The sequence below is a fragment of the Cohnella laeviribosi DSM 21336 genome (assembly GCF_000378425.1).
Taxonomy (GTDB): Bacteria; Bacillota; Bacilli; order Paenibacillales; family Paenibacillaceae; genus Cohnella; species Cohnella laeviribosi.
Genome location: NZ_KB899872.1, coordinates 1 through 10,832 on the forward strand (window position 1 = coordinate 1; position 10,832 = coordinate 10,832).

General features: G+C 59.1%; 10 protein-coding genes and 1 pseudogene. 3 read left to right on the forward strand and 8 right to left on the reverse strand.

Annotated elements, in window-relative coordinates; all coding sequences use genetic code 11:
* Window positions 1–590: 590 nt before the first annotated feature.
* From F560_RS0121285 to F560_RS0121315, 7 genes are all read right to left on the reverse strand, one after another.
* Entirely contained in the window at window positions 591–1,772 is a 1,182-nt protein-coding gene (locus tag F560_RS0121285; protein WP_019007755.1) for an NAD(P)/FAD-dependent oxidoreductase, read from the reverse strand.
* Between the two features lie 41 nt (window positions 1,773–1,813).
* A complete protein-coding gene (locus F560_RS0121290) occupies window positions 1,814–2,254 on the reverse strand; it encodes a DUF1641 domain-containing protein (protein ID WP_019007756.1) in 441 nt (146 codons plus the stop codon).
* 426 nt (window positions 2,255–2,680) lie between these two features.
* Window positions 2,681–3,277 (reverse strand): TetR/AcrR family transcriptional regulator, encoded by a 597-nt coding sequence (locus tag F560_RS0121295; RefSeq protein WP_019007757.1) that lies wholly within the window; start codon window positions 3,275–3,277, stop codon window positions 2,681–2,683.
* Between the two features lie 23 nt (window positions 3,278–3,300).
* Window positions 3,301–4,728 (reverse strand): DHA2 family efflux MFS transporter permease subunit, encoded by a 1,428-nt coding sequence (locus F560_RS0121300; RefSeq protein WP_425393292.1) that lies wholly within the window; start codon window positions 4,726–4,728, stop codon window positions 3,301–3,303.
* Between the two features lie 207 nt (window positions 4,729–4,935).
* Complete coding sequence (locus F560_RS0121305; protein WP_019007759.1) at window positions 4,936–6,102, reverse strand: sn-glycerol-1-phosphate dehydrogenase; 1,167 nt, start codon at window positions 6,100–6,102, stop codon at window positions 4,936–4,938.
* Window positions 6,099–6,899 carry an HAD-IIA family hydrolase gene (locus tag F560_RS0121310; protein WP_019007760.1) on the reverse strand — a complete coding sequence of 267 codons (801 nt, stop codon included), beginning with the start codon at window positions 6,897–6,899 and terminating at the stop codon, window positions 6,099–6,101. Before F560_RS0121310 ends, F560_RS0121305 begins: the two co-directional genes overlap by 4 nt.
* Before the next feature lie 197 nt (window positions 6,900–7,096).
* Window positions 7,097–7,870: a DeoR/GlpR family DNA-binding transcription regulator gene (locus F560_RS0121315; protein WP_019007761.1), complete on the reverse strand. Its 774-nt coding sequence runs from the start codon at window positions 7,868–7,870 to the stop codon at window positions 7,097–7,099.
* Between the two features lie 208 nt (window positions 7,871–8,078).
* Between F560_RS0121315 and F560_RS0121320 the strand changes: the two genes are divergently transcribed.
* From F560_RS0121320 to F560_RS0121330, 3 genes are read left to right on the forward strand one after another with little or no spacing between them, the layout of a single operon-like run.
* Entirely contained in the window at window positions 8,079–8,774 is a 696-nt protein-coding gene (locus tag F560_RS0121320; protein ID WP_026298460.1) for a response regulator transcription factor, read from the forward strand.
* Window positions 8,764–9,903, forward strand: a complete 1,140-nt coding sequence (locus tag F560_RS0121325) for an ATP-binding protein (RefSeq protein WP_019007763.1) — start codon at window positions 8,764–8,766, stop codon at window positions 9,901–9,903. The genes F560_RS0121320 and F560_RS0121325 overlap by 11 nt, the downstream gene beginning before the upstream one ends.
* Window positions 9,900–10,487, forward strand: coding sequence for a DUF4825 domain-containing protein (locus F560_RS0121330; protein ID WP_019007764.1), 588 nt, complete (start codon window positions 9,900–9,902; stop codon window positions 10,485–10,487). The genes F560_RS0121325 and F560_RS0121330 overlap by 4 nt, the downstream gene beginning before the upstream one ends.
* Before the next feature lie 76 nt (window positions 10,488–10,563).
* Here the strand turns inward: F560_RS0121330 and F560_RS25335 are convergent.
* Window positions 10,564–10,832: pseudogene (locus F560_RS25335) on the reverse strand (IS5/IS1182 family transposase); the annotation flags it as partial.

Below are 10,832 nucleotides of genomic sequence, written 5' to 3' on the forward strand. Positions count from 1 at the left end.
TTAGCGTGATCTCTTCCGTCGTGCGCAATTGTTGCATCAGTCTAGCGACCGCTTCTTTCGTATGCACGATGGTTCCCCAGTAACGGGCTTCTTGTCTGCCTTCTTCCGCGACCGCTACTGCAATTTTTGACTTGGATACGTCTAAACCGACGTATTTTATGGAATTACTCATGATAGACCGACTCCTTTTTGTTTGTAGCTCTGATTTGGTTGCAATGGTGTTTTGCTAATCTCATTGTTTCCAAATGTAACCTACGGATAAGCAATCAGGATGTCGGTTTCGTTCATTATAACTATTCTACAAAAAAAGTGCCGTAATCCGGCCGATGCGGACCCTGGTTCCGGTATTCCTTCCGGAACGGCGCCATATGGGAGGATTCAACGGAAATAACGGACATGGTGTCCACGAAGGATTCAATCGGAGGTTAAAAAGGCCGAATAGCGGATCTGCAGTCCACCTCCGCACGCAAATTCAACGTCAATACACGATCCCAAAAAAAGAAGACGCCGCAAGGGCGTCTTCTTCGGCAATCGGCATCCGTCGCGATCCGATTCGGCGGACGCCGCTGCGATTGCCGCTGGGGTTCCGATCAGTAAGCCAGCGTAAACAGGCCGTTGATGTGCGACAGGTAGCGGATGTTGCTCGCTTCCTTCATCAGCGTGGCCGGCAAGCCTTTCAGGCGGATTTGGTTTGCGCCGATCGTGCCGATGGCGTCTTTGCGGCCCAGGCTTCCGAGCGTGCCGGAGAAGACCGGCTCGAAGGCCTCCATCTTGCCGCCTTTAAAGTAAGCGGACAGGTTGTAGCCGACCAGTTCGCCCATTTGCCATGCCAGTTGCGCGGTCGGCGGATAAGGCCGCTCGCTGCCGGCCGGGAACACAACGGCGCAGTCGCCTGCGAGGAAGACGTCCGGGTGCGAAGTCGACTGCAGCGTTTCCGTAACGGTCGCGCGTCCGCGGTTGACTTCGAGGCCGGAATTCGCCACGGCCGGATGGCCTTGGACGCCGCCCGTCCAGACGAGCGTATGCGTTTCGATGGTCCGGCCGTCCTTCAGCGATACGGTCGTCGGCGTTCTTTCGGTGATGGCCACGCCCGTAATAAACTCTACGCCGCGCTTCGACAGGCTTTCGACCGCGCGCTGCACCAGCTCCGGCGGGAACACCGGCAGGATCGAAGGCGCCGCTTCGACCACGTACAGGGAAATATCGTTAAAGTCGATGCCTTTGGCGCGGCAAAGTTCCGGCATCTTGTCCGCAAATTCGCCGACCAGCTCGACGCCGGTCAAGCCGCCGCCGCCGACCACGAAGGTGGCGTGCGCTTTGTCGCCGGTTTTCTTGTAGGCGTCCAGTTCGGCTTCGACGTGCGCGCGGATGCGGTTGGCGTCGTTGACCGACTTGAGCACGAAGCTGTGCTCCTGAAGGCCCGGGATGCCAAAGAAGGCCGTTTCGCTGCCGAGCGCGACCACGAGCGCGTCGTACGTATACGTCGTTCCGCTCGCTCCCAGCACTTTTTTGTCGTCGGGCTTGATTTCCGTCACCGTATCGATGACGAGGTTGATGCTTTTGCCTTTGAGCAGCTTCTCAAGCGGCAGGGAAACGGCTTTCTCCCCGATGGTGCCGCCCGCGAGGCGGTGCAGCTCGGTAATGATTTGGTGAGTCGGAAAACGGTTCACAAGCGTGATCTGAGCCTCCGAAGCGCTCAAATGTTGACGCGCCGTCAGCGCTGCCAGCAAGCCGCCGTATCCTCCGCCCAGTATCAGAATTTTTTTCGACATATCCATCCTCCGTTCTTATGCGTTATCGGGAAAGTCTGTCTTTACGGGCGCTGTTGCTGACGTTCGGCCAATACGCTAAGGAAAGCTTGCAGGAACCGGAACGTTTTTTGCACTTGAGGGTCTTTCAGCAGCTTGAGCAAACCGAACAGGCCGATCGTTGCCGTTTCGTTTTGCGAGCGGTCGCTTGCTTCGATTGCGGCGGAAGCGATGCCCTTCGCCTTTTCCACGACAGGCTTGGCGAACTCGCTAATCCCTTGCGTCAGGTCGTTGATCAGCACCTTGTCCGTCGCTACGCTTTGCGCGAAATCGTAAGCTTTGGTCAGGAACGTCACCATTTCGGCCAGCTTCGGCAGATTTTCCACCAACGTGGTCAAAGACTCTTGAACCTCGGGCCTCATCAGTTGATCCAATACATCGACCGATGGGCGTTGTGCTTCCGCTTGCTCGGCAAGCGTTTCTTGGGAAACAGCTGTTTCAGACATACGGGAGCGTCCTCCTTTGCAAGGATGTCGGTATGGTTGCCATCTTCGTGCCTGACGGATGCGGGGGAGGGGCTGCGAAACCGAAAACAAACATTGTAACAAATTTCACATAAAGACCCGCGCCGAGAAGCCGGTTCTTCGAATCTGTTGCCGTGCCGCGTTTCCGGTATTGCCCGACCCTTCGCAAAAAAGCGGGCAGGCTCCGAGTCAGAACCTTTCGTGTCTATTCTACACCTTTTTGCTCCAAACTTGAATGGATTTTTTATAAAAACAGGCCGGGAATGTGATTTTTATCACGAAAACGGCCCCCCCGCCGCAGCGAGAAGGCCGAAATCCTGTCCGTCGCAAGCCGAACGTTGCGCAAAATTTCCTATCCGCCCTCAAATTGCCGCTCTTCCGGATCCAACATCCAGGCGGCGCAGGCCGCTATTCGCGGAACAAAGGCGCAAGGAACGTTTGCGTCAGCCGGTCGGAAATCTCGTCCGGGCTGTACCCCGACTCGCGAAGATAAAAGATCGTTTCCGGCGCCAGCGAAGAGGAGGCAAGGACGCAGGAAGCGAATTCCGCATCGAGCGGAATCAGCTTGCCCTGCCCCTGCGCCTCCGCAAGCAGCTTCCGAATCGTGTCCAGGATAAACCGAAAGGGGGGAGAATCGAAGAAGCGGCCGACCGATTCGTCCGGCTTGCCGCAGGAGATCATCGTCCTGACCCACTCCATGTCCCGGCTCGTAAACGCGATAAGCCGCTTGACCAAGCTGGCCAGCCGCTCCAAGACCGGAACGTCCGCGTGTTCCGCCAGGTAGTCTTCAACCTCCCGTGCAAACCGGTCAAACTTGTCCCGCATCAGCGACATGCACAAATCGCCCTTGTTGGCGTAACGGCGATACAGCGTCCCTTGACCGATCCCGACGGCCTTGGCGATCTGGTGCATGCTTACGGCTTCGACTCCGAATTCATTGAAAAGGGACTGTGCCGTCCGCAGAATTTCCGACCTCAGATCCTCCGTACTTTTTCTGCGCGACAACCGCTTCACCCCCCTTTGATGAATCAATGGAACGATTGCGCCTGTCCTTCGGGCGCGCGGACGCGTTTAAGGAAAAAGGCGACCACGAGCGCAATCAGGGAGAACACGCCGCCAACGGTAAAGGCGTCTTGCAGACCCGCCACCAGACTTGCGACGACGGTTTGGGGGTCTTGGGGATTGCCCGCGTTTGCCAAATAATTTTTCTGGCCGGAGGACAAAATGCTCATGAACAACGCCATGCCGATGGCGCCGAACACTTGCTGCAGCGTATTCATAATCGCCGTTCCATGCGGGTACAGATGCGGCGGAAGCTGATTCAGCCCCGTCGTCTGCGTCGGCATCATGACCAGCGAAATGCCGATCAGCATGACCACATGCAGGAAAATGACATAGCCCGCTCCGGCCGAGGCCGAAATGCCGCTAAACAGCCAGGTGGCCGTGCACACGAGCACAAGTCCGGGGATGACCAGCACCCTCGGGCCGAATTTGTCGAACAATTTGCCCGCCACCGGCGACATAATGCCGTTCACGACGCCTCCCGGCAGCAGGACAAGACCCGACTTGAATACGGAATAGAGCAACACCCCTTGCAGGAAGAAGGGAAGCAGCGCCATCGTGGAGAACAGGGACATAATCACGACGATCAGCAAAATCGCCGCGATGGTAAACATCGGATACTTGAAAGCCCGCAAATCCAGCATCGGTTCCTTCATCGTCAGCTGACGCCAGACGAAGAACAGAAGCGCGACGATGCCGATGCCGATGCACCAGCCGACCACCGGTTCGGACCAGGACGATTCGCCCGCCTTGCTAAATCCGTAAACGATGCAGCCGAAGCCGACCGTGGACAGCAGAATCGACAGAAAATCGACCTTCGGCCGGGTAATCGCCGAGACGTTCTTCAAATAGATGGCCGAAAAAATAACCGCAAACACGGCGAGCGGAATGACAAGGAAAAAGAGCCACCGCCAATTCAGAACGTCAATGATGAGACCGGACAGCGTCGGACCGACCGCGGGAGCGAACATGATGACCAGTCCGATCATCCCCATCGCGCCGCCGCGCTCTTCGGGCGGGAAAATAATCAGCATCGTGTTCATCATGACCGGAAGCATAAGGCCCGTACCGAGCGCCTGAACGATCCGGCCGACCAGCATCACCTCGAACACCGGCGCAAATCCGCAGATCACCGTGCCCGCCAGAAACAGAAGCAACGCCGACAGAAACATCTGCCGGGTCGTAAACCACTGCTGCAAAAGCGCCGTAACCGGCACCAGCACGCCGATCACCAGCATATAGGCGGTGGACAGCCATTGCACCGTCGACAGCTGGATGCCAAATTCATGGACCAGATCGGGAAACGCGATATTCAGCAGCGTCTCGTTCAAAATCGCGACGAACGCCCCGATAATCAGCACCGCGACGATCGGTCCTCTCTTGATCTTGCTCAAATCCGGCGTTTGAGGCTCCGGCTTTGCACTTGCCGCGTTCAAACTCCACTCCTCCTTAAATGAACGATTCGATTCCCCCCAGAGGGAATCTGTCTGTTCGCCGAATGCGGACAATTGTCCGCTGGGGACAATAATGAAGCGGACGATCGTCCGACGGAAGGATTCTACCAGACGATTGCCCGCTTGTCAAAGAGTGGAATTTTCCATTTAGCAGCTTTCCCGGCTTTCGTTGTAAGCCCGAAGCAGCGTATGACGGTTCGGGCGGATGCGGTGCGCCTCCCGCAGGCTGCGGTTCAGCAGTTCCCCGTCTACGCCCAGCCGTTCAAGGGTGGCCGGGCCGCCGGCCTTGTCCAGCAGCCCGCGCAGCGAATCCGGGCTCGGAATCCGCCGCAAGGCGTCCCGAAGCATTTGCGCCGCGGCTTCGTCTTTCGCATAATCCTCGATCCGAAGGCCGAGATAGAGGCCCGCGATTTCGGCGCAAGCGACGCCGACCTTCGCTCCGTGAAGCAGTTGCCGCTTGCCCGTGCGGATATATTCCATCTCCCAGTAGTGGGACAGATGGTGCTCCGCGCCGGAAGCCGGATGCGACTGGCCGAAGACGAGCATGGCCAGGCCGGATTCGATCAGCGCGTTCATGAGGACGCGAATGCCCTCCTCCGTCCGCCGCCCGATCGCCTCCGCATGCTCGATGCAGGCGCGAAGGGCCTGCTCCGTAATGTCGGCCACCGCTTCGTCATACGGTTCGCCCGCCGTCACGCTGCCGAATTTCCAGTCGAACAGGGAGGTGCACTTGCCGAGCATGTCGCCGAATCCGGCTGCGGTGAGCGCCGCCGGCGCCTGGCGCAGCACATCCAAATCGGCGAAGATGGCCGCCGGTCCGGTCGCCGGCACGGTGATTTTCTCGCCCCGGACAAGGATCGGCGCTCCCTTGGAGGTAAAGCCGTCCACCGAAGCGGCCGTCGGCACGGAGATAAACGGAATGCCGGTCGTGTAAGCGGCGTATCTGGAAATATCGTGCAAGGTGCCGGAGCCGGCGACGACGATGGCGTCGGCGGCGTATTTTTGAATATCGAGAATGACTTGAACGATCGACGCCTCGTCGGCGACGACGTCTCCCTGCGCGTTCGGCAGCACCAGCGTGAGCGCCTCCCGGTACCCCGCTCCGGCCAAATCCGCCAGCACGGCCTCCCCGGCCGCGCGAAACGTGCGCTCGTCCGCGACCACCAATGGCCGTTTAAACCCGCGCTCGGCGACAAACGGGGCGACCCGCTTCAATGCGCCCGCTTCAACGTCAATGGCCTCCGGGAATCCGACCGAATGTTCTTTCCCGAGCCTTGCGGCGGCTGCCGCGACTTTATCCGGTATTCCGTTCACGATGGCATCAGCTCCTTTAATCGTTCGTCCAGCTCCCTCAGCGAAGTCCAAATCACGTCCGGCTTGTGCGGCGCCTCCGCCACGTCCTGAAGCCGGGTCGAGCCTGTCAGCACGAGCGCGGTCCGGATGCCCGCGCGGCGGCCGAGCTCGATGTCCGAGGCCAGGCTGTCCCCGACGATCAGGCACCGCTCCGCCGGAAGCCCGAGCGTCCGGAGCGCGGCGTCGGCCATCCGCGTCGAGGGCTTCCCGAGCACGATTTCCGGTTCCTTCCCCGTGGAATAGGCGATTGCGCCGATCATGCCGGCAACGTCGATCGAATCGCCCTCGTCCCCGGGAAACATGCGGTCGGCGTTGGTCGCGATTATCCGCGCTCCGTGGCGCACCGCCCGGAACGCCTGGTTCAGATCGTCGTAGGTCAACGTTTCGTGAAGCGTGACGACCAGCCACTCCGCCTGCTCCGGCCGCTCCGCCAGCGCCACGCCGTGCGCGGCCAGCTCCTCCCGCAGCCCCGGATCTCCGAGCGTCCACACCTTGGCGTCCGGGTCGGTCTCCTTCAGATACGCAGCCGCAACGAAGGAGGTCAGAATAATCTCGCGCTCCTCCGCGGCAATGCCCATCGCCTCGAGCTTCGCCCGGCACATGCGCCTCGACATGTTCCCCCGGTTGCTCAGGAAAGCGACCCGCTTGCCACACCTCCTCAGCCGCGCAATCGCCTCCGACGCTCCGTCGATCGCCTGCGTTCCTTTGTAAACCGTCCCGTCGAGATCCAAGATGAACCCGTCCGTCCGTTCCAACATGCCGCAATCACCCGCCTTCATCGTCGCCGTTCCGTCTTTATCGTCTCACCGTTTTCTTTCGTTTGTCAACGATTGGTTTCTTTTACTGACGTTTTCATTCGTTAACAAACAACCGTTCATCTATTTGCGTTTATTGTCGTTTCTTCTATTTCTATCGTTGCGCTTCTAGACTTGCGCGCGGCCGGTTGCGCCGGCGTTCAGTCCGCGATCATCACCCGTATCCCGTTCCGTTTCAGCTTCCGGACATAATCCGGATCGGCCCGGCCGTCCGTGATCAGCGTATGGATGCCCGGCGGACGGATCGAGGCGGCGATCGAGCGCCGGCCCAGCTTCGTGTGGTCGAGCAGCGCGACCACTTGCGAGACGCCCGCGGCCATCCGCTTTTTGAGCTCGGCTTCGTATACGCTGAAATCGGTCATGCCCGTCTCGAGGGTGAACCCTTCGGACGAGGTGAAAAACAGGTCGGCATGGATGTCTTCGAGAATGCCCTGGCCGAGCAAGCCCTCGATGCTCCGGGAGCCGGGCCTGAGCACGCCGCCGATCAGAATGACGTTGATGCGGGGATTTTGATTGAGCAGCATGGCCGAATTCAAGCCGTTCGTGACGACGGTCAGATAGTCCATGTCGACCAGATGCTTGGCCAACTCCAGCGCCGTCGTGCTGGCGTCCAGCATCACGCACTGCCCTTTGCTCACCAGGGCGGCGGCCGCGCGCCCGATCGCCTGCTTCTCCGCACGGTTCAGTTCGCTCCGCGGCGACTCGGCGATTTCCGCCTGCCGGTATCCCGGGGCCGAGACCGGAATCGCCCCGCCATGCGTGCGCTCCAGCTTCCCTTCCTCCTCCAGGAGCCTAAGATCGGTCCGCAGCGTCCCTTCCGACACCCCAAGCTCCGCCGCAAGTTCCCGGACGACGATCTGCTTCCGCTCGTGCAGAATTTCCAATATTCTTTCCCTTCGCTGAGGAGAGAACATGCGAAAAGCGCCTCCTGACTGTCCTATAGTCAAGACTAGCATAACGGCAAACGTCAACATTCCGCAATAAACGCAAGAAAAACGCCGATCGGTCCAAATCATAAGAAAACCTTAAACATTCTTAAGATTGCGCCGCCGACGAGACAGAAATCCCCGGTCTGGACTATAGTTAAGAGGAAGAGGCAGCAAAGCAAGGAGTGCATACGAATTGACGCGTCGAATACTTATCGTGGACGACGATCGCGAAATCGCGGGGTTGATCGGCATCTATTTGAAAAACGAGGGCTTCGAAATCGAGCTCGCCCACGACGGGAAGGATGCGCTCGACAAGCTGGAGCGAGAATCGTACGACCTGGTCGTGCTCGACGTCATGATGCCCCGATTGGACGGGTTGGAAGCGTGCCGCCGCATCCGGGAGCGCCAAGGCATCCCCATTCTCATGGTCAGCGCCAAATCCGAGGATATGGACAAAATCCTGGGCCTGATGACCGGAGCCGACGATTATATGATCAAGCCCTTTAACCCGCTGGAACTGCTCGCCAGAGTGAAATCGCTGCTGCGGCGCTCCTACCAGTACAATGCGGCCCTATCGCCGCCTTCGGACGACGGAACGCTGACCGTCGGTCCGCTCCGCATCCACAAGCGGTCGCATACGGTGGAAGCGGACGGAAAGCCGATTCGCCTGACCTCTACCGAGTTCGGGATTTTGTACCTGCTTGCGAGCCATCCCGGACGGGTCTTCAGCGCGGAGGAAATCTTCCAGCACGTGTGGAAGGAGAAATTTTTCGAATCCAACAATACGGTGATGGTCCATATCAGCAAGCTTCGGGACAAGCTGGAGCAGGAGACAAGCGACAAGCTCATCACCACGGTATGGGGGGTCGGGTACAAAATTGATCCCTAATCTGATCGGCCGCATGGTCTGGCGTCTAATCTGGCACATCGTCTTCAGCGCCGCCTTGGCTGCGTTCACCGTCTTCGCCGCATACGCCCTGGCGCTCAGCCTTCCCCCCCAGCTCTCTTGGCTGCGAGCCGTTTTGAAAGAGGTCTACATTTTATTCCGCGACCTGTTCGGGCCGTCTTTTCTCTTCAACGCCGGCGGGTTCGCGTTCTTCGTCGTTTACATGATCCTGTTCCAGCTCCGCCGATTCCGGTACTTGGCCGAAATCCGCACCGCGGTCGCGCATATCGCCGAAGGCAACTTCGACGACCAGGTGCCCGTCAAGCAGCGCAACGAGCTGCGGGAGCTGGCGGTTCAAACGAACCGCCTCGTGGACCGGCTGAAGCGATCCCTCGACGAAGAACGCCGGGCGGAACAGACGAAGAACGAGCTGATTACAAACGTCTCCCACGATTTGCGCACGCCGCTTACGTCCATCCTCGGTTATCTGGGATTGATCGAACAGGACCGTTACCGGGATGAAGTGGAGCTTCGCTACTATATCTCTATCGCGTACGAAAAGTCGCAAAGGCTGAACGTGCTCATCAACGACTTGTTCGAGTACACCCGGATGCGCAACGGGGCGGTCAGCCTGCAGAAAATCAAATTGAATCTCGTCGAAATGGTCGGACAGCTTCTCGCCCACCACCGGATCCTGCTGAAAGAAGCCGGAATGGAGGGCGGCGTCCATGCCGACGAGCCCGAGATCGCGGTCATGGGCGATCCGAACAAGCTGGCGCGCGTATTCGAGAACTTGATCTCGAACGCGATTGCCTACGGCAAGGACGGCCGCAGGATCGACTTTTTCGTCCGGCGGTCCGGCCGCGAGGCCGTCGTCGAGGTCGTCAATTACGGCGAACCGATCCCGTCGACGGACCTGCCCTATATCTTCGATCGCTTCTATCGCGTCGACAAATCGCGGTCCGAGCATAACGGAGGCTCCGGCCTCGGCCTGGCCATTGTCAAGAGCCTGGTCGAGCTTCACGGAGGGCGAATCGAAGCGGCAAGCGATGCTTCCCGGACCGTGTTCCGGGTTTCGCTGCCTTTGGCCGCCGCGCCGGACGGCTACGGAAGGACGGCGGTACCGTCATGAGCATGCATCTTCGAAATGCGGTTTTGCTTGCGGCGTTTCTGGCGCTGCTGCTGGGCGGGTACCGGTATGTCCAACATGAAACGAGGCCTCCCTCCGACCTTCAGCCAAAGACGCTCGAGGAGAGGCTCGCTCCGTACCGGAACACGCATATCGGGGACAACATCGCCGTCGGCGGCATCCTCGCGCAGCTTCCGGCTCCCGGCCCCTATGCCGTCAAGGGGTTCTCCCTGCAGACGAAGGAAAAACCGTACGGCGTCCGGATTGCCTATGCCGAAATACCGTCCGCCCGGTCGCCCGGCGGAAGCGAACCGCCGCAATGGGGAGAGGCCCGCCAGCGGGACCTTCTGGAGGCGCAGGCGGCCGTCATGCTGGCGCTTATCCGGAACGCGGAAACCGTAACCTTCGAGCTGGATGGGGGCTCCGACCGGCAGATCGCGTACACCCGGGGAGAGCTGGAGACGAAGTACGGAAAGTCGCTGGAGGAAGCGATGCAAGACCCGAGGGTGGGGCCGGCGCTGCTTTCCAGGCTGGAGACGCCGCCGGCGGATCGTCCCGAAGCGGCCGACGCGCATGGCCCCCGCTGATTTTAAACTTTTCTTAAGAAAAAATTACGGTTTTCCTTCGGTTTCGTTAAACGGCATCCTCTAGAAGTCCGGTGAATTAAGTCAGTTTTAGCCGTCTAACTGACATGAAAAATGAGGAAACAAACATAGCCACCACTGATATGAGCAGGTTTGACACCGCCTCCGTCATCACGGATTTCGGTTTGTGGCATGCCAAAGCACCGGTTTGAGGTCGTTTTTTCTTAAACCGGCATAGTCTTTTCAGATTTTGAATGGTTGCCGTCAGTAGCGTCTGTTCCTGCATGCAGTCCAGCCCACGGCTCCGTGCGCGACCCAGACCATGTGCGACTTTGCCTTCGGCAAACA

Coding starts and splice junctions, on each gene's coding strand:
- F560_RS0121285 (WP_019007755.1), bottom strand. CDS start 1,772: ATGTCGAAAAAAATTCTGATACTGGGCGGAGGATACGGCGGCTTGCTG.
- F560_RS0121290 (WP_019007756.1), bottom strand. CDS start 2,254: ATGTCTGAAACAGCTGTTTCCCAAGAAACGCTTGCCGAGCAAGCGGAA.
- F560_RS0121310 (WP_019007760.1), bottom strand. CDS start 6,899: ATGTTGGAACGGACGGACGGGTTCATCTTGGATCTCGACGGGACGGTT.
- F560_RS0121315 (WP_019007761.1), bottom strand. CDS start 7,870: ATGTTCTCTCCTCAGCGAAGGGAAAGAATATTGGAAATTCTGCACGAG.
- F560_RS0121330 (WP_019007764.1), top strand. CDS start 9,900: ATGAGCATGCATCTTCGAAATGCGGTTTTGCTTGCGGCGTTTCTGGCG.